The organism is Hubeiibacter jixunmingi (assembly GCF_041928215.1).
Taxonomy (GTDB): domain Bacteria; phylum Pseudomonadota; class Gammaproteobacteria; order Pseudomonadales; family Moraxellaceae; genus Acinetobacter.
This window is the reverse complement of record NZ_JBHFHK010000005.1, coordinates 45635-64877: the sequence shown is the minus strand read 5'-3', so window position 1 is coordinate 64877 and position 19243 is coordinate 45635. Positions and strand designations below refer to the sequence as shown.

General features: G+C 38.5%; 21 protein-coding genes and 1 pseudogene. 6 read left to right on the top strand and 16 right to left on the bottom strand.

All coding sequences use genetic code 11. From position 1 onward, the window contains the following. Positions 1-100 precede the first annotated feature (100 nt). Positions 101-421: pseudogene (locus ACEYX7_RS01590) on the top strand (hypothetical protein); the annotation flags it as partial. Positions 422-483: 62 nt separating this feature from the next. Here ACEYX7_RS01590 and tal read toward each other — a convergent pair. Continuing rightward, positions 484-1470 carry a transaldolase gene (tal, locus tag ACEYX7_RS01585; RefSeq protein WP_374802797.1) on the bottom strand — a complete coding sequence of 329 codons (987 nt, stop codon included), beginning with the start codon at positions 1468-1470 and terminating at the stop codon, positions 484-486. A 112-nt stretch (positions 1471-1582) separates the two neighbouring features. Here tal and ACEYX7_RS01580 point away from each other — a divergent pair, with 112 nt between their 5' ends. Next, on the top strand, positions 1583-2134 hold the full coding sequence (locus tag ACEYX7_RS01580) for a DUF3465 domain-containing protein (RefSeq protein ID WP_374802795.1): 552 nt from the start codon (positions 1583-1585) through the stop codon (positions 2132-2134). 39 nt (positions 2135-2173) lie between these two features. Here ACEYX7_RS01580 and alr read toward each other — a convergent pair whose 3' ends face one another. Both alr and dnaB read right to left on the bottom strand, forming a co-directional pair. Continuing rightward, the gene (gene alr / locus ACEYX7_RS01575; RefSeq protein ID WP_374802793.1) at positions 2174-3277 is read right to left on the bottom strand and encodes an alanine racemase; all 1104 of its coding nucleotides are present in this window, start codon (positions 3275-3277) and stop codon (positions 2174-2176) included. A 107-nt stretch (positions 3278-3384) separates the two neighbouring features. After that, positions 3385-4800 (bottom strand): replicative DNA helicase, encoded by a 1416-nt coding sequence (gene dnaB, locus ACEYX7_RS01570; RefSeq protein WP_374900130.1) that lies wholly within the window; start codon positions 4798-4800, stop codon positions 3385-3387. A gap of 232 nt (positions 4801-5032) precedes the next feature. On the opposite strand from dnaB, the gene ACEYX7_RS01565 reads away from it, so the two are divergent. Continuing rightward, a complete protein-coding gene (locus ACEYX7_RS01565) occupies positions 5033-5389 on the top strand; it encodes an Imm43 family immunity protein (protein ID WP_374802789.1) in 357 nt (118 codons plus the stop codon). 167 nt (positions 5390-5556) lie between these two features. Here ACEYX7_RS01565 and ACEYX7_RS01560 read toward each other — a convergent pair whose 3' ends face one another. The 5 genes from ACEYX7_RS01560 to ACEYX7_RS01540 all read right to left on the bottom strand — a co-directional run bounded on the left by ACEYX7_RS01560 (position 5557) and on the right by ACEYX7_RS01540 (position 9042). Beyond that, entirely contained in the window at positions 5557-5958 is a 402-nt protein-coding gene (locus ACEYX7_RS01560; RefSeq protein ID WP_374802787.1) for a hypothetical protein, read from the bottom strand. Then, on the bottom strand, positions 5948-6262 hold the full coding sequence (locus tag ACEYX7_RS01555; protein ID WP_374802785.1) for a hypothetical protein: 315 nt from the start codon (positions 6260-6262) through the stop codon (positions 5948-5950). The genes ACEYX7_RS01560 and ACEYX7_RS01555 overlap by 11 nt, the downstream gene beginning before the upstream one ends. A 15-nt stretch (positions 6263-6277) precedes the next feature. Further along, positions 6278-6880, bottom strand: coding sequence for an RNA polymerase sigma factor (locus ACEYX7_RS01550; protein ID WP_374802783.1), 603 nt, complete (start codon positions 6878-6880; stop codon positions 6278-6280). Positions 6881-7150: 270 nt separating this feature from the next. Further along, entirely contained in the window at positions 7151-7930 is a 780-nt protein-coding gene (locus ACEYX7_RS01545; RefSeq protein ID WP_374900128.1) for a TrmH family RNA methyltransferase, read from the bottom strand. Between the two features lie 122 nt (positions 7931-8052). Further along, a complete protein-coding gene (locus ACEYX7_RS01540) occupies positions 8053-9042 on the bottom strand; it encodes a class 1 fructose-bisphosphatase (RefSeq protein ID WP_374806628.1) in 990 nt (329 codons plus the stop codon). A gap of 290 nt (positions 9043-9332) precedes the next feature. Here ACEYX7_RS01540 and ACEYX7_RS01535 point away from each other — a divergent pair, with 290 nt between their 5' ends. Next, positions 9333-9524, top strand: coding sequence for an NF038105 family protein (locus ACEYX7_RS01535; protein WP_374802777.1), 192 nt, complete (start codon positions 9333-9335; stop codon positions 9522-9524). A gap of 101 nt (positions 9525-9625) precedes the next feature. Here the strand turns inward: ACEYX7_RS01535 and ACEYX7_RS01530 are convergent, their stop codons facing one another. The 4 genes from ACEYX7_RS01530 to purM form a co-directional block, all read right to left on the bottom strand. Then, entirely contained in the window at positions 9626-10993 is a 1368-nt protein-coding gene (locus tag ACEYX7_RS01530; RefSeq protein WP_374802775.1) for a WS/DGAT/MGAT family O-acyltransferase, read from the bottom strand. A gap of 214 nt (positions 10994-11207) precedes the next feature. Further along, the gene (locus ACEYX7_RS01525) at positions 11208-12773 is read right to left on the bottom strand and encodes a long-chain fatty acid transporter (protein ID WP_374802773.1); all 1566 of its coding nucleotides are present in this window, start codon (positions 12771-12773) and stop codon (positions 11208-11210) included. Positions 12774-12960: 187 nt separating this feature from the next. Then, the gene (gene purN, locus ACEYX7_RS01520; protein WP_374802771.1) at positions 12961-13602 is read right to left on the bottom strand and encodes a phosphoribosylglycinamide formyltransferase; all 642 of its coding nucleotides are present in this window, start codon (positions 13600-13602) and stop codon (positions 12961-12963) included. Positions 13603-13628: 26 nt separating this feature from the next. Next, positions 13629-14693 carry a phosphoribosylformylglycinamidine cyclo-ligase gene (gene purM / locus ACEYX7_RS01515; RefSeq protein ID WP_374900127.1) on the bottom strand — a complete coding sequence of 355 codons (1065 nt, stop codon included), beginning with the start codon at positions 14691-14693 and terminating at the stop codon, positions 13629-13631. A gap of 315 nt (positions 14694-15008) precedes the next feature. Between purM and ACEYX7_RS01510 the strand changes: the two genes are divergently transcribed. Continuing rightward, entirely contained in the window at positions 15009-16238 is a 1230-nt protein-coding gene (locus ACEYX7_RS01510; RefSeq protein WP_374900134.1) for an AI-2E family transporter, read from the top strand. 47 nt (positions 16239-16285) lie between these two features. Further along, on the top strand, positions 16286-17005 hold the full coding sequence (locus tag ACEYX7_RS01505) for a DnaA ATPase domain-containing protein (protein ID WP_374802767.1): 720 nt from the start codon (positions 16286-16288) through the stop codon (positions 17003-17005). Between the two features lie 76 nt (positions 17006-17081). Here ACEYX7_RS01505 and rplI read toward each other — a convergent pair whose 3' ends face one another. The 4 genes from rplI to cyoE all read right to left on the bottom strand — a co-directional run bounded on the left by rplI (position 17082) and on the right by cyoE (position 19234). Further along, entirely contained in the window at positions 17082-17528 is a 447-nt protein-coding gene (gene rplI / locus ACEYX7_RS01500; protein ID WP_374802765.1) for a 50S ribosomal protein L9, read from the bottom strand. Between the two features lie 8 nt (positions 17529-17536). Next, positions 17537-17764, bottom strand: a complete 228-nt coding sequence (gene rpsR, locus ACEYX7_RS01495; RefSeq protein WP_087620153.1) for a 30S ribosomal protein S18 — start codon at positions 17762-17764, stop codon at positions 17537-17539. A gap of 11 nt (positions 17765-17775) precedes the next feature. After that, complete coding sequence (gene rpsF, locus ACEYX7_RS01490) at positions 17776-18165, bottom strand: 30S ribosomal protein S6 (RefSeq protein ID WP_374802762.1); 390 nt, start codon at positions 18163-18165, stop codon at positions 17776-17778. Positions 18166-18358: 193 nt separating this feature from the next. Next, positions 18359-19234, bottom strand: coding sequence for a heme o synthase (cyoE, locus tag ACEYX7_RS01485; RefSeq protein WP_374802760.1), 876 nt, complete (start codon positions 19232-19234; stop codon positions 18359-18361). Positions 19235-19243: the final 9 nt, after the last annotated feature.

The following is a 19243-nucleotide window of genomic DNA, read 5'->3' as shown; positions in this document are numbered from 1 at the left end:
CTTGGATAAAACAGAAACGTAAGGATTGGCGTTTAGATTGTATTGATACCCTGTTCTTCTATTTTATGTGGATTTGTACCATTTATTAATTTCTTTTGCTATAGAATATAGCAAAGATCAGTGGTATGCAGAACTGGGATTGGCAAAACGTTTAAATCCCAAATTGGCAATTTCAGGTAATGTGAGCTGGGATAGTGGCGCAGGCAATCCAACCACATCACTTGGACCAGTCGAGGGTTATTATGCTGTTGGTCTAGGTGCCAAATATAACTTTACCTCTGATGTTTCAGTATCAGCAGGTGGTCGTTATATGTGGTTTGGCGATGCCAAAGGTAGTCTGCCAACCAAAGATGTCGTTTCAAACTTCTCTGATAATACAGGCTATATGTTAGGGATGAAATTGGCATACCAACATAAATAACATTGTAGGTGATACTTAAAAAATGATGAAAGTTAAAATTTTCATCATTTTTTTGGACAAATTTAAGGTGCAATATCTGCCAAACCAAAACTTTGATGCAATAATTGTGCAAGCTGTTCTCGTGCTTTGATAAAGCCATCAATACCACCTTGCAATAATTGTGCTGCCATCAAATCATCTTGTACTTCTTGCTCAAAAATTTGCTGATTCAACACAGGACGCTGAATTTTAGCTTGTGTCTTGGCATCTTCAGCGTTTAGCTGACAAGATACTGGAGCTTGGCTTTGTTCTAGTTCAGCCACGAGATTTGGTGCAATAGTCAGTAAATCACAACCTGCCAATGCCAAAATTTGTGCAGAACTACGGAAACTTGCACCCATGACTTTGGTCTGAATATCATTTTGCTTGTAGTATTGATAAATACGTTTTACTGACAATACACCAGGGTCTTGTTCAATGACATAGCTGTCTTTTTGTTCTGCTTTTTTGTACCAATCCAAAATTCGTCCGACAAAAGGCGAAATCAAATAAACCCCAGCATCAGCACAAGCTTGGGCTTGCGTCAGATTAAAAACTAAAGTCAAATTACACTGAATGCCTTGCTGTTCCAAAAAGCGTGCTGCTTGAATCCCTTGCCAAGTGGCAGCGATTTTAATCAATACTCGTGATTGATCTATGCCAAATTGCTTATATAATTCAATCAATTGCAAGGCTTTTTCAATCGTAGCTTCAGTATCATAAGACAAACTGGCATCCACTTCAGTCGATACACGACCTTGGATTAATTTTAAAATTTCTACCCCAAAACGTACAGTGAGAATATCAATAACACGTTCCACCAAAGCATCAGCTTGATAATTTTCAGCCCGGGCTTGTTGTAGTGCATCTTCAAGCAAAGCAATATTTTCACTTTGACTGGCAGCAGCAGTGATTAAAGATGGATTAGTCGTTGCATCAAGTGGGCGAAAACGTGCGATCGCCTGTAAATCACTACTATCTACCACCAATGTAGTGTATTTTTGCAGCTGTAATAAACTGTTTGTACTCATATTTTTACGCTCAAATTTAGGTTGATTCGTACAGACTTGCTATATTAGCGATTATTAATTTGTTATGATAATCAAATCTAGTTGTAATCAATATTCATTTGGAAAATAAGCTATGCGTATTTCAAATAAAATCATCAATAGCGTTATTATTGGTGCAGTAATTGTGCTGTTTTTGGCTTACTTTTTCAAAAGCCAATCTCATCAAACTGACACACAACAGCATTCATCACAGACACAATATACCCCACAACAACTTGAGCAAACGTCACCAAAACAGGCATCACCAAAAAGTAAAAATATCCATCATTCAGCTGTATATAATAGTAGTAACGGTGCTGCACAGATTCAGCAAGCTTTTTTAAATCGCCAAAGTAATGTGCAAATTCAAGGTATTGGACAAGTCAAAGCGGTTTTACCTGATGATAATGATGGTAGTCGCCATCAAAAAATTATTTTAAATTTGGAAAATGGACACACTATTTTGGTGGCACAAAATATTGATTTAGCACCAAAAATTCAAAATCTGAAAAAAGGTGATACCGTAGAATTTTTTGGTGAATATGAATATAGTGACAAAGGTGGTGTGATGCACTGGACGCATCACGACCCACAAAAACGCCATGTTGATGGGTGGTTAAAACACAAAGGACAAATTTATCAATAATTTGCTTTCTCAATATTTTTGGTAATAATCATTAAAGATTTATTGAGTGGACTTATTGATAATTTTACGCATCGGTCTAGTAGTAATACGGCACAACAGTTCATAAGCAATCGTTTGATAAGCTTGAGCCACATCATCAACATTTATTTTATCGCCCCATAATTGTACCGTATCGCCAATTTTGACTTCGTTTGCAATATCTGTAATATCAATGGTTATCATATCCATACTAATGCGACCGATGATTTTGACTTGATGCCCAGCGATATTCACAAAATTGTCTTGCTGATAAGCTCTTGGATAGCCATCACCATAACCGACCGCTACAACTGCCACAGTCATGGTTTTATCCGCCACAAAACTAGACGCATAACCAATACTTTCGCCTGCATTCACTTGGAAAATCTGCATAATTTGACTATTAAAATGCATCACCGCTTTTAAACCTAAGTCATGGCAACTTTTATCAGCAAAAGGACTTGCACCATACAGCATAATACCGGGACGAACATAATCCGCATGCAAGTCTGCCCAGTTATATATTGCCGCTGAATTACAGCAAGAATATTGAAGTTCAGGATATTTGTTTTGAATGGCTTTAAATAATTGAATTTGCTGTTGATTTAAAGGATGTTGTAGTTCATCAGCATTGGCAAAGTGCATGGTGATGATACACTTAAAACCTGCTTGCAACAATGGTTGAACGATTGCATCAATATCATCAGCGGTTTGGATTTTAAAACCCAAACGATTCATCCCAGTATTGATTTTTAACCAGACTTTTAAATTGGCTTGTTGATATTGTGCTTTATACTGCAATAACCAGTCAATTTGTTGCTGTTGATGCACCATGCATTCACACTTGTTGGCAAGTGCTATTGGCATTTCTTCAACAGAAAATACCCCTTCAATCAGAGTAATCGGCTTATTACAACCCAATTGGCGAATTTGTAAAGCCTCTTGTAAACACGCCACACCGAATACATCCGCATCATGAAATGCATCAAGCACATTTTCCACACCATGCCCGTAGGCATTGGCTTTCACCATCGCCACGACTTGGGATGTTGGGGCAAGTTGGCGTACTCGTTGCAAATTATGTTGTAGGGCAGTGTAGTCAATGCAAATTTCAGTGTGACGCATACAATATCTCTAAAATATCAATAACCAAGATAAAACAATAGATAAAAACTAAAATGGCTTACGCATTTATTCCCCGCCCTAAGGGAGGGGCTAGGGGAGGGAAACCATTATTCTTCATCTTCTTGGCGGTTGTTATAAAATTCAGGCGACAAATTACTAAAGCGGGTATATTGCCCTTCAAATGCCAATCTTACCGTACCAATCGGACCATTACGCTGTTTACCGATAATGATTTCGGCTGTCCCTGCATCTTTAGATTCTTTGTTATATACTTCATCACGATAAATAAACATAATCAAATCCGCATCTTGCTCAATCGCTCCCGATTCACGCAAATCTGACATGACTGGACGTTTATTGGGGCGATTTTCCAGACTACGGTTCAGCTGTGATAGGGCAATCACGGGACAATTCATTTCTTTTGCTAAGGCTTTTAAACTGCGTGAAATCTCGCCAATCTCACCAACACGGTTATCGCCCATCCCTGGCACTTTCATTAATTGCAGATAATCGACCATCACACAGCCCAATTTTCCGCCATGTTGTTTGGCGATGCGTCTGGCTCTGGCACGCATTTCATTCGGTGGTAGGGCAGAAGAATCATCGATATACAAATGCTTGGACTCCAAATGCACGATGGTACTGGTGACTTTATTCCACTCATCGCCATCCAGTTTCCCCGAACGCAAATGCCCTTGATGCACACGCCCAAAAGATGAAATCAAACGCATGGCAATCGAGTCAGCAGGCATTTCCATTGAAAATACCAAGGCAGGCAAGTTGCAATTAAACAGTACGCTTTCGATCAAATTCATGGCAAAAGTGGTTTTACCCATGGATGGACGTGCGGCGACAATGATTAAATCCCCTGCTTGCATGCCATAGGTTTTGTTGTCCAATTCCAAAAAGCCTGTAGAAAGCCCAGTGATGTTGCTGTCTAAACGAGATAATTCATCCAATTTATCTACAACACTGGTCACCACATCGGCAATTGGTTTTGGTCCTGATTTGTCTTGGCGATTATTATGTTGTTCTGCGAGAGAAAAAATCTTACTTTCCGCCAAATCCAATAATTCAGATACTGATTGTCCTTTGCTATCATAGGCATTGTACAAAATTTCATTGCTGACGCTAATCATATGCCTTAATGTCGCCAATTCTTTGACTTTTTCTGCATAAGTCGGCAAGTTAAATAAAGATGTTGGCGATTCGGATAATAATTGTACCAAATAACTTTCACCGCCCACGGCATCAAGCAAATGTTGATTGCTCAGCCAATCCATTACCAATACCGCATCATAGGGCTGGTCACTCATGGCAAGGCTTTTGATAGCATCAAAAATATGGCGATGACGAGTAGCATAAAAATCTTCTGTGGAAAGTGTATCCGAGACACTTTCCCAAGATTCGGCAACGGTCATCAATGCTGCCAATACCGCTTGTTCCATGGTCAGGTTGTGTGGTGGCGTGCGAAAAGGGCTATCGCTATTTTTTTCTTTGTTGGTGGTTAAAATATCAGTCATTGTCGGCTCAAAACATAAAAAGGTCGTATCAATTTGTGTCTTATTGTACCTGAAAAATGCCTGTTGCTGTGGGTTATTGGAAATTTTTATGAAACATATTATCCATGCATAAATGATTACAAGATAGTGTAAAATTTGCCAAAAGATGTGATAATTTGATATCTTACAATTCTTAATTTCTACAAGAAAATGATATATTAAAAAACTGTAAGGTAAAAAAAGGGTGTGAACTATGCAACAACTGATTTTTTGGGCAAGTAATGGCTATACTGAACTGCATAGCAAAAATATTCCAAATGTATCGAAATGCAGTATTCAAGAAGACTACAGTAAGTCTAGGGCATTTGATTTCGCATGGGTGGGAAATGAAGCAATAGAACTACCTAAACAAGTGTATTTTGTAGTCAAATCTATGAAAAATCCTGATTTTGAATTTTATGGTTATGGTTTAAAGTTTAGCATTATTTCCAAAGAATTATTGGCTTTTATACAAAAACATGGTTACAACACAGGCTATGACTATTGCCCAATTGCTGTAGTGACAGCAAAAGGTGTTAGGTTGACCAATAAAGATTATTATTTATCATGAATCATTAATAAAATTTGAAACCGTGGTAAATATTTTTCCAGAGGATAGCCCTTTTGCCCGCATAAAACCACATAAGCAGGTTTATACAGAAAGCCAGCAAAAAATTGCGGAAGAATCAGGCTTATAACATTTTTTAGGAATATTAAGTAAAACAAATACATTTTATATTAGTTTGATACCGGCAAAGGATATTTTGCCAAAATATCTTGGCGGATTTTAGCACGTTGCTGTGGGTCTGGCGTATTTTTAAGCTGTACACGCAGTTGCTGACGTTCTTTTGAACTCATGCTCTGCCACGCAAAACGCATATGCTCTTGCTGTTGCTCACTAAGCTGACAAAACCATTCAAAACGTTGTTTTAATTCAGCTTTTTCGGCATCATTTTCGATTGAACGATATTTTGCAATCAACTCTTGGCGTTGTTCTTTGCTCAAAGATTCACACTCAGCAAATTGTTGCTCAGTATCGTCACTTTTTACAAGCCAAGATCGGCTAGCACTAGCATGACCTTGTGTGAGTGCAGTACTGATCGCCAAAATACAATACAATAATAATGCTCTATTGAACATTTGGCATATCCTTGCCCAAAACTTTTAACATTTCTAGATCTTCTGCAAATTGAGGTGATAAGCGAGTGGTATCTACCGCTTGTTGTTGTTCAGCTTGATTACTAACCAAAAAAGGAATAGTGGATAAACCAGCGATCGCTGCCGCTATAGCCAATCGTATGCCCCAACGCTCATATTTCTGAGCTTGATGGGCACGAATTTTTTGCTGCACACGCACAGTAAGGTCGTGTTTAGGCATTGATTTGGCTTTTTCTTCTAATGCTTTTAAGGCTTTTTCTTTAATTTTTTGCTCAGATTCTTGCATGATGAAATACCTTCATCAACGCTCGTCTAAATGTGCCAAGCGTTGCTTTAACGTTTGAATAGCACGGTGGTAATGTGTTTTTACACTGCCTTCGCTACAGTCCATGACTTTGGCTGTCGTTGCAGTATCAAAACCTTCCCATGTGCGTAACATAAATGCCTGTTGCTGACGAACGGGTAGTGCTTGGATAGCCTGTAGAATTTCTTCATTTGTGGCACTTCCAATGACTTGCTCGCTCGGATCAACCTGTTGCTCATCAACAATGTTTTCGAGTGTGTCACTATCTTCATCAGCCAAAGGATTGACTTTTAACCATCCAAAACGCTGACTACGTCTAGCTTCACGACGTCGCCAGTCCATAAGCTTATTGTTCAAAATGGTATAAAATAAAGGGTACCATTCAGTAATTGGCTTATGTGGATACTTCTGATGCAAACTAATAAATGCTTCTTGCACCAAATCCATAGCAACATCTTCACGCCCTTGGCACGCATTTTCCATCATCACTAAGGCACGAGAGGACATGCTATGCATAAACTGCTCTAAGCGTTGCTCAAGACTAGATGCTAGACTTTCAGTTAAAGCTGCATCGTGTGTTTTTGAAAGAAAATTTGCCATAGGATTACCATTGTTTGTCGATAAACAACCTTTTGTGGCAAAGTAGCTACTTAGAACGCATGACTGTTCTTATAAAGTAAACCTACTCACACATATAACGTTATTATGCTGAAAAAGGTTGACATCAATTTGTGTTTTTGTAGTCTAACACAAAAAAATATAATTACTAATTATTCTGTTTAAAAAATAGTAAATTGATATAATTTAATCAGATATCGTTGTCTCTCATTTAAAAATAGCGTCGACAGCATCCAAATAAATAACTAAATTTTATACGAGTCGCTGACGCATCATTTCGAACAAACAAATTGAGCCTGCTACAGCTACATTTAATGACTCTTGTCCGCCAGGCTGAGGAATAGTAATTGCTTGAGATTGAGCCAATAGAGATGGTTTTACACCTTGTCCTTCATTGCCTAATATCCATACACAAGCTTGGCGTAAGTCAGTCTTGTATAAACTTTTGGCGTCGGTCACGCTTGTCGCAAAAATTGGAATATCAAAACCATCCAGTATTTGTTGTTCATCAATATTTTCAAAAATATTAAGACTAAAGACTGCTCCCATGCTTGCACGCAATACCTTTGGTGACCAAATGTTCGCTGTACCTTGAGTGCATAAAATTTGACGAATACCGACCGCGGCAGCTGAGCGTAATAATGTGCCAACATTGCCTGCATCTTGTATTGCATCAAGCACCAAAGTATCTTGCTGACGATCCCATTCTAATTTTTTTGCTGGCAAATTTATAATTGCCATGATTGCTGAAGATTGACCTAATTGACTGATACTTTGGAATAATTGCTCTGGCAAAACATAAATCGATGCAGTTGTCTCCTGCAAAGCCCGCTGATTTTCTGGATGTGCTAGACCTGTTTCTGTGGTGAAAACCGCTTGTGGTTGTAAATCATTTGCCAAATAAGTTTCTAATAAATGTGCTCCTTCAATCACACTTTGCTGTTGCTTTTTACGCAAACTTGCTTGTTCAATCAGACCGCGTAAGGTTTTGATTTTAATATTATCTTTAGATTGAATTGTAGTGATTTGCATGGCATGACCTCATCATTTTGGTGATGAATATAAAGTAGACTGAAACATAGGATGACATAAATAAGATTGGAGTCTAATCAAATAAACTCCAATCTATACTTAACTTATAAAGCTAACAAGTTTTAAGCTTGAAAAGTATGATAATAATTTGCAACGCGTTCAACTTCATTCTTTGAACCCAAAATCACAGGAACACGTTGATGTAAATCATTTGGTGCAACATCCATAATGTCCAAACGCCCTGTAGATGATTTACCGCCTGCCTGTTCTACCAAAAAGCTCATCGGGTTTGCTTCATACATTAAACGTAAGCGACCTGCTTTTTTAGGATCTTTAAGATCATAAGGATAAAGAAAGATACCGCCACGTGTTAAGATGCGGTGTACATCACCCACCATACAAGCAACCCAACGCATATTAAAATCTTTGCCACGTACGCCAGTTTTTCCAGCTAACAATTCTTCGATATAACGTTGTACAGGTGGCTCCCAATGACGTTGGTTAGAGCTATTGATCGCAAACTCTTGCGTATCTTCGCTGATTTTTACTTGTTCTACAGTAAGTAAGAATTTTTGTGAATCAGGATCGAAAGTAAACATTTGCACGCCTTGTCCTGTACTCAAGACAAGCATCGTCGAAGGGCCATACAGCACATAACCAGCAGCAACTTGTTGGCGTCCATTTTGGAAAAATGCTTCTGTAGCAATGGCATCAGTTTTTTGATCGTTACGCTTTAAGATAGAAAAAATCGTACCGACGCACATATTGATATCAATATTGCTTGAACCATCTAGCGGATCAAAAGTAACTAAATAATCACCTTGTGCATTGGCAGGTGTCATATTGTCTAATTCTTCTGATGATAGTGCGGCAACAGCAGGTGTCCGTTGTAATGCATCGATCAAAATATCATTGGCGATCACATCAAGTTTTTTCTGTGTTTCGCCTTGTACATTTTCTTGCTCAGCACTGCCCAAGATACCAGCCAAAGCCCCACGCTGTAATGCATGGTCGATTTTTTGGCAAGCAACACTGATACTCAAAAGTACCGTAGCTAAATCGGCATTAACATGTGATTGTTGTTGTAAGAACTGTTGTAAGCAAATTGACATAAGTTGAGTGCTCAAATGAATAAATATGATGGCAATTATTGCATAAATCTACCAGAACAAGAAATGAATTTTTGCTTATATGTTGTTTTTTAAACAAATTTACAAAGGCTAAAAATAATGCATTCGGTTGAGTTTGACTAATTTAGCTAACTCGATATAAGAGCTTAAAAAAAGTACAGGATGATTACAAAAAAAACCTGAAAAGCACTTGCAGTTTGTCTTTGTGCTGTGTAATTTTATAGTTATTCGTTAACCAATCATGTGTGCCGTGCCACACAAGGAAAAGTACCATGACTACTGTAAAATTTGACAATATGCCAACCAAGGTTGAGATGACCACCGTTGATGACATTAAAGCTGATTCTGTACAAAAAGCGTGGAATCCTTATCAAGCCAAGCCTGAGTATAAGGAATTTAACAAACACGACATGATTGAAGAATTGGTAGAGCAGGCTGACGAGGCTGATCTTGCAGATCAATAATTTGTCACCCCAAAGTATCGTGACGTGAAACAAACTAAAAATGCCACCTTCTGGATGAAAGTGGTATTTTTTATGAAAGTAATTTGTATAAGCAGCGTGAATTAATTTTTTGCTTGTAATTCATATACATATTCAAAAGCTTCTATCTCATCTGCAAAATACTGCAATATGGTTTGTACATGCGGTACAGTACGTCTGCAAGCCACAATGCCTACCTCAAGCTGTTGTAGGTAGGTGGTCATCGTTATATTGACTGCTTGTCCATCAAGTACAATTGATACGGGATACAAGTTTTCCATTAACGCACCATTCCAATACATCGGCTGTTGTGGGCCAGGCACATTAGAAATAATAAGGTTAAAAGCTTGTGATTTTGGTCGCAATCCCGAAAGCACATTCAATCCCGTTAGACCGTACGCCATAGCACTATAATTAAAAATTTGCTGTGGTGTCATACGCTTAAAGCGTTGCTTGGTATGTTGCATACTACGTTGAATAATTCGCAAGCGTTCCAAAGGCGTATCTTTGTGTGTAGCAAGATTTGCAAGAATCATTGTGATTTGATTGCCATGTGCTGAGTCATCATGGCGTAGTGACGCAGGCACCATTGCAATCAATGGACGTTTTGGTAGCTCGTGAATATTGATTAAGTAACGACGAATTGCACCAGCACATAATGCTAAGATAATGTCATTGAGCGTTGCATTGAGTGTACTCGCAATATGCTTTAAGCGAGCTAAATCATAAGACATCGCGGAAAAACGTCGCGATGCAGTGATACGCTGATTTAAGATTGTTGCTGGTGCCTGAGAGGTGGAAACATAATCGGGATGTTTACCACGTTCTGAAAAAACCGCTTGCGTGATTTCTTTAATCGCAGTAGGCGTAGCTTGTAATTGTTTTTTTGCCAATTGCAAAGTATTTTTTAATAATGAAGGTTTGATTTGTTGCGATAGTTCTTTGACTTCATGATGTGGTAATGCCCATGGTGCGACAATGGATTGTTGCTGAGAATCAAATGATAAAGACTTACTGAGTAAACGTAATGCAGCGATACCATCGATCAAGCTGTGATGGACTTTGAAATACATCGCAAAACGATTGCCTTCTAAACCTTCAATAATATGACAAGACCATAAAGGCTTTGCACGGTCAAGTAAAGCACTGTGCTCTTGTGAAACATAAGTATAAAGCTCAACCAAGCCACTTGGTGCGGGCAAAGAAATATGTCTAAAATGATGATCTAAATCAAATAATTCATCAGTCTTCCAAAACACACCGTCTAAAATTTGATTGAATGGTGCAACAGGAATAGATTTACTGGCTCTAATATTTTCGACAAGATCTTTGACATAAGTGTCTTTTGCTTGGTCTGGTAATTTAAATAAAAATAAACCAGCAACATGCATAGGCTGTTGTCTTTTTTCTAAGGACAAAAATAAAAAATCTAAAGGATTAAGTGCTTGCATAGATAAAGTCCTGTTTGAAAAATCCTATCCTGCTAAGAGCGATAACATATTAATAAATGGTAATTTTACACTATTTATTGAAATACAGTAATAAAAAACACAGTGCGATGTAATATTTTACACCAATACCACACCATTACAGAAAAGCAAATGGCACACTTTGAGAGTGTGCCATTTTTATATTCAAAAATATAAATATAGTCAAATATAAAGCTTAGAAACGATAGCCAACTTTTAAAGCACCAGCGATTGCCTTGTTGTCAGCGAACTCTGCAACGTAGCCAGGACCACCAAATTGTGAGCCAGTTTGAGCTTTAGTATCGCCTAACCAGAAGTATTTGATACCGCCTTGTACAAAGTAGTTCTTCGCAGGGCTATATTGTCCACCTAGACCGACATTATAAAAACCTTTCGTTGGTCCCAAAGTCGATACGGGATCACCTGCACCACTATCCCAACCAACAGATACGCTACCAGAGAACTTGTCACTGAACTTACGACCTACACCAACGTTTGCAGACCATTGATCTTTTTCGTAAGCAACCAAGTCAAAGCCATTCGGACGACCTACTGAAGGAAGTTTACCTACAACATCAGACACTGCACCAAATAGGTAAGGGCGGATTGAAAAATCTTTCCAATTGACCCAACGTACGTTAGCAAATGCAACAGTATTTGCCATGATACCACTTTGTAAATCTAAGTTTACAGATTGTGGCGTACTAAATGATGTAGTTTGGCTACCTGCTTTGGTTTGTGCAGCAGTAATTGCACCTGCGGCAACAGGACCACCTAAGCTAGGTGCGTTGTTAATGATTGGTAATGCACCAACAAGACCTGACATATTCTCTTCAAATTGAGCATCGTACTTGATCTTAGAGCGATATGTTACAGAAGCTTTTAGAGCGATGTCTGGTACTTGGTATGCAATGCCTGCTAGCCAACCCCATGCTTGCTTGTCGTCTAATTTTGCATCATAGCCATTGTACAAGCTATATGCTTGACCACGCAAACTCACATCACCTTTGATGTTTTGCAATACTGGACCTGCATAGACATTCCAGTTTTGATTTGGTTGAAAACCAAATAACAAGCTTAAGCTTTCAGTCTGAATTTTAACTTTGGTTTCGCCTTTGCCCAAGCTGTTATTGGCTGCCGCTAGACCTGCATTGACACGTTGTGTAACTTGTGCTCTAACACCAGCTTCTACACCTGTATCAATCTGAGTTTTTACCGCAGGATTAGTATTATAAGAATTTAATGTCGCAGCAAATTGTGCTTGACCTGCTGGTGTGGTTAGATTAACGCCTTGTGCAGTTAAAGCAGCACCGACACGTTGTTGAGCGGTCAAACCATCAAATGTTGATTTAGCAACAGTAGCAATCGTGCCTGCACCTAATGCACTCAATTGTGCAGCAGGTAAAACAGTATTGGTATTATTAGATACAAAATCATTTGTACCTTGGTAGCTTGCATTGGCGCCAAATGGTTGATCGAAGATCAAACCTACCGAAAACTGTTCAGTCGGTTGTAATTTGATAGCAGCTGTACCAAAAACATAATCTTTGGCCATATTGTCGATAGGACGTTTGGCAGTTGATGTACCTGCCTCTACACCCTTAACTTCAGCACTTAGACCAGAAATCCCAGCTTCAAAATAATTGTTTGGTTGTAAAAAAGCACCGATTGGCTGACCAGAACGGTCAAGAGCAGCCGCATAAACGCCAGTCATTGGTAAAGTTGCACAAACAATTGCGAGCGTAATATTGGTAATTTTCATGGGCGTCCATCCTTGAAAATAGATTGGTGAAAAAATGAGTAAAAGTTACAAAAGCAACTTGAAAATCATCAGATAGCTACAAATATAGCAGATTTTCTGTAAAATACTACCCAAATTGATACATTTTTGTTCTTTTGTGTTTTTTTTGGACATATAAATGTCTGACCAGTCACTTTTTTGTTAGATTTTATAACTGCGTAAATTGAATAGGATGATTCAGCGGTTGTTTTTGATATTCAACATGTGATTGATTAATATACTTTAATTGACTATTACATAACCAAGCTACAGCTTGTGGATAGATAAGATGCTCTAACTGATGCACACGCTGACTAAGACTATTTACGTCATCTTGATAGCTGACTTTTAATACACCTTGGACGATTGCCTGTCCTGCATCAAGCTCAGCAGTAACAAAATGTACGGTACATCCGTGCCATACATCACCACTGTCTAACACACGCTGATGTGTATGCATACCTTTATAAGCGGGCAATAGAGAAGGATGAATATTTAACATTTTCCCTTGCCATTTTGTGACAAACTCACCACTTAAGATTCGCATAAATCCAGCGAGTATCACAATATCGACTTGCCAATCAATGAGTTGTTGATGCATTGCTGCATCAAAAGAAGCACGTGTAGGAAAATCTTGGTGTTGGATGATTGCGGTATCGATATTGGCATTTTTAGCACGCTGCAAAGCATAAGCGTCTGATTTGTTGCTGAGTACACCAACAATTTCTGCTTGAATTTGTCCAGCTTTTTGTGCATCGATTAAAGCTTGTAAATTACTACCACTGCCAGATACCAATACCGCAATACGCATATTTTTAACTCAACTTATATCTATAATTAAGCGAAAAGTACGCGGATTTTTTCGTCAGCACCTTCAACAGAATCAGCATTTTCTTGGATAAAACCAATTTTCCATGCTTTTTCGCCTTGAGCTTGCAAAACATCAATAGTTTTTTGTGCATCTTCTGCTGCGACAGCCAATACCATACCTACGCCACAGTTAAATGTACGATACATTTCAAAATGCTCTACACCACCTTCACGTTTTAACAATTGGAACAATTCAGACCACTGCCAAGATGATTCATCAATAACTGCTTGTGCACCGTTTGGCAATACGCGTGGTAAGTTGCCAGGTAAACCACCGCCTGTAATGTGTGCCATCGCATGTACGTCAACTTCTTTACATAATTGCAAAACTGGTTTGACATAGATACGTGTTGGTTCCATCGCTATATCAGCTAAAGGACGACCATCAACGATTTGAGCTAAATCCAAATTTTTAACATCGATAATTTTGCGTAATAAAGAGTAGCCATTAGAATGTGCACCACTTGATGCTAAGCCAATCAACACATCACCTGCTTTGACTTTAGAGCCATCAATGATTTTGCTGTGTTCTACTACACCGACTGCAAAACCTGCAAGATCGTAATCTTCGCCTTCATACATGCCTGGCATTTCAGCAGTTTCACCACCAACTAATGCACAGCCAGCCAATTCACAACCTTTACCAATACCAGTAACCACATCAGCTGCTACGTCGACATTTAAATGTCCAGTTGCATAATAGTCTAGGAAAAATAATGGCTCAGCACCTGTTACCAATAGGTCATTAACACACATTGCGACCAAGTCTTGACCAATCGTATCGTGTTTATTTAAATTTAATGCCAAACGTAACTTAGTACCAACACCGTCTGTACCAGACACCAAGACAGGCTCTTCATAGCCTTTGGGAATCTTGCACAATGCACCGAAGCCACCCAAGCCGCCCATTACTTCTGGACGAGTTGTACGCTTCGCGACAGATTTAATGCGTTCGACCAACGCATCGCCAGCTTCAATGTCCACGCCAGCATCTTTATAACTTAAACCAGTAGATGGGTTGCTATTACTCATAAGATAACTTCAAAGAATAAAAAAATTCGTGCTATTTTAACTGATTTTTGGCATGAAGTGTATGTTTTTATCAAAGTCATTTATTGTTATTCGATAGTTTTATCAACAAATTAACGGTTGGTTTCTTTTGAAATTTAAAGAAATTTTATATTTCAAGCAAGCAAGAATATTGTATATGAATAGCTTGTTTTTATTGCGTTTTCTATCCAATCGGCATAGACTAGCAAGATTCAAAGTACACGGGGTATACGCTTTAAAATGCGTATGGCTTTGAAAATTAAATTTAAAAATTTCATAGCGTAAAGGCAAATGATGATGAATGATATAGTGTTGAAACGTATATTTATATTGGCAACAATCATTGGTTTTTTATATGTTATTCATCTGCTATCACCAGTCGTTATTCCTTTTTTAGCAGCGTTTTTGATTGCTTATTTATTTAGTCCTATCGTTGCAACCATGCAAAAGCGTGGCTTGTCACGCCCATTCTCTACGACACTTGTATTTTTTAGTATTTTAGTCATTGTAGGGCTAGTAGTTTGGTTTATCATGCCGATCGTATGGAAACAGCTGGTTTATGTTTATGAAAAAGTACCTGAGATGATCAAGTGGGTCAATAAGCATGCTATTCCATGGATGTCTAAGAATTTTAATATTGAACTGTCTCGCATTAACTTAGATAAACTTTCTGATGATGCACTGAAATATGTACAGACGCATTACACAGTCTATAGTTTACAAGACATATTACTGCGTGTTGCACAATCTGGCTTGGGTATTATCCAAATCGGTGGTACATTCATTCTAGTACCTATTATTGCATTTTATTTTTTACTAGATTGGGACAGAATGTTAGCTCAGGCACAGCATCTGATTCCTCGTCCATTAGAAGCCAAAACAGTAGCGATCGTACAAGAGTGTCATCAAGTTTTAGGTGCTTTTGTCAAAGGGCAGTTTTTGGTGATGATTTTACTTGGGTTAGTTTATGCGGTTGGCTTGCAGCTGATTGGCCTTGAAACGGGTATCATCATTGGTGTGGTTGCTGGTCTTGCTAGTATTATTCCTTATCTAGGCTTTGCAGTCGGTATCATCACTGCGATTATCGCATCATTTTTCCAGTTTGGATTGGATTGGACGCAATTACTATTAGTTGGTGTGGTGTTTATGGTGGGGCAGGCAGTGGAAGGTTATATTCTTCAGCCATTTTTGCTTGGTGATAAGATTGGACTATCTCCTGTAGCGGTGGTATTTGCGGTACTTGCTGGTGCTCAGCTTATGGGCTTTGTGGGAATGCTGATTGCCTTGCCTGTCGCAGCCGTGTTAGTTGTCTTTTTAAGACATTTCAAAGAAAGCTATGAACATAGTCAGTTTTATGGTACTCAAGTAACCGTGGCAAATACACAAAATGACAATATTGATATTCAGATTGATCAACCTGTTGTGCAAAATCCTGAGCATACTCCAGTACAAAATACACCTGAAATTTCTATCACAGTCAATCAAACACAGCCGAGTGATGCAGAGCAAAATGAAAACAGTAAATAAGCTCAGCGATGTATCTCGCCCTAATATTTTAAATTTGGATCTAAGTAATGCGACAACTACAGCTTAATATTGAACCAATCGTAGATGCAAATCTAGCAGATTTTGCTGGCCCGAGTTGGTATGCTGTAATCGACAACGTGCGTCAGTTACACACGGGTTTGATCAAATATTTTTATGTTTATGGCGATGCTGGCGTAGGAAAGACGCATCTACTACGTGCAATTTGCGACAGTTATTTAGATATTGGTAAAACTGCAATCCAAGTGCCTTTATTAGAATTGTTAAATGCACCTAGTGAAGCAATAGAAAGTCTGTATCACTATGATTTAATTGCTTTAGATGATTTAGAAGCAATCGATGGTATGTTAGATTGGCAAAAAGCAGTATTTAATTTAATTAATTTAAGTTATGAAGGGCAGGGGCAATTAATTTTTTCATCAAGATATGCACCTTCTCAGCTCAAATTGCAGATTGCTGATCTGCGTTCACGTTTGGCACAAGCGGTTAGTCTAGAGTTACCTAACGGTGAAAAAATCAGTGACCGACAGGCATTGATACAAGGTGTCTTAGTTCGACAAGGTTGGCAATTTGATCAAAGATTAGTGGAGTATTTACTCATGAATGGTCCAACTAAATCAATTGATATTATTAAGACTTTGCATCGCCTACAAAATCTATTGCAAGGAAAAAATATGAATACACTTGCTTTACCACAACACAAATTAAAAAAATTATATGTGGTAATTGATCAGTATAGCCTAAAATAATGATTAAAAAATAAGTAAATAAAAAGGCGTATATATTGCTATATACGCCTCTTTTAATAATTAGTAGAACTAACTATTATTCAGCAACGATTGTTACCAATACTTCAGCAGTTACATCGTGATGCAATTGGATTGCAATAGTGTATTCGCCAGTATGACGCAAAGCACCATTTGGCAAACGTACTTCAGCACGATCAACTTCTAAGCCAGCACTGGTCAAAGCGTCAGCGATGTCACGAGTACCGATTGAACCGAACAATTTGCCTTCATCACCTGATTTTGCAGTGATTTCAACATTAACTTCGTTCAATTTTGCAGCACGTGCTTGAGCATCAGCCAATACTTGTGCTTCTTGCTTCTCTAATTCAGCACGGCGAGCTTCAAAAGCCGCTGTGTTTGCTTCAGTTGCAGCAACAGCTTTACCTTGAGGAATCAAATAGTTACGACCATAACCTGCTTTAACAGATACTTTGTCGCCCAATTTACCCAAGTTTTTAATGCGTTGTAAAAGAATAATATCCACAGTTCACCTCACTTATGGTTGTCGGTGTAAGGGATTAAAGACAAGTAACGTGCTTGTTTAATCGCTAACGCTAATTGACGTTGATAGCGAGCACGAGTACCTGTGATACGGCTAGGAACGATCTTGCCGTTTTCAGTGATGTACTGTTTTAAAGTGTCGATATCTTTGTAATCGATGTACGCAACATTCTCAGCTGTAAAGCGGCAGAACTTGCGACGACGGTAAAAACGTGCCATAGATGTTCTCCTTAGCCTTCCACAGTTTCTTGAGTTGCTTGCTGAGCTTCTTCACGTTGTGCTTTACGTGCGCGTTTTTCTTCGGCACTTTTCGCAAGAGAAGATTCTTCAGTGATAGCATGCTCACGACGAATAACAAGGCTACGAATGATCGCATCGTTATAACGGAACAATTCTTCTAATTCATCAAGCGTAGTTTGACCACATTCAACGTTCATCAAAATGTAGTGTGCTTTGTGAATTTTGTTGATTGGGTAAGCCAATTGGCGACGGCCCCAATCTTCTAGACGGTGAATTTGACCATCTGCTTCTTTAATTTGTGCGATATAGCGTTCTACCATACCCACAACTTGATCGCTTTGGTCTGGATGTACCAAAAGCACGATTTCGTAGTGACGCATTGTCAACTCCTTACGGTTTAAACAGCCCCTGAACATTGGTGTCAGAAGCAAGGAGGCTTAAAAGTTTTCTAGTTAAATAAAGTTTTAATCAAGAAATTAACATTTAAGTCGCATAAAGCGAGACAATATTCTATTAGAAAGTGACCTCTTTTTCAAGTGATATTTAAAAAATTAGCTTTTGATATGTATATGTTTACCATTGCCAAATGACATCAGGCGTTGTGGTCGTGAAAATAAAGCTGATACTTAGAATGGTGATTACTTTTACTGAATACAAAAAATATTTTTTTGCCCAAAGCTGATCATTTTCGGCTTTAAAGCCTTGGATACTCAACACGATCCAATATATGCATAATATATTTAAAATAAGCAAATAAATCCAATTATTGTGCCCAATCAAAAAGAGTCCATTCATGCATAGCGTAAATAGGATGACATAGACTAAGCTTTCGAGCTTAGTACGTTGTACCGAGCGTGCCACAGGTAAAATTGGAATATCTGCCTGTGCATAGTCACTTAAACGGAAGATTGCAATGCCCCAAGAATGTGGCATTTGCCATAATGCATAGCCAATAAACAAGATGAGGCCTGCTGCATCGAATTGATTACTGATCGCACAATATCCGATAGCAGGTGGACAAGCACCAGAGATACTGCCGATTACAGTCTGATGAATAGTCGTTCTTTTGGTCCAAAGGCTATATAAAACCACATAGACAAACAAGCCGAGTAGGGCAAAAGCAAAAGCAAGTAAATTGATCAAAAAATACAGAAGAGATAAGCCAACTACACCAAGTATCACAGCAAAAATATATGCTTGGGTAGGGGAGATGATTTTTTTGACTAAAGCACGTGAAGCAGTACGTTGCATTTTTTGATCAATATCTTGATCGATGATATTGTTGAGTACACAGCCACAAGCAACAACAAGGGTAGTCGCCAACAGCGTAATCAAAATTGTTGATAGATGTGTCACGCCTTGGGCGGCAAGTAATATGCCGCCCAAAGTCGTAACGAAATTACCAAACAGAATCCCTGGTTTTGTCAGGAATAAATATTGTCTTAGCATAATGTTTAA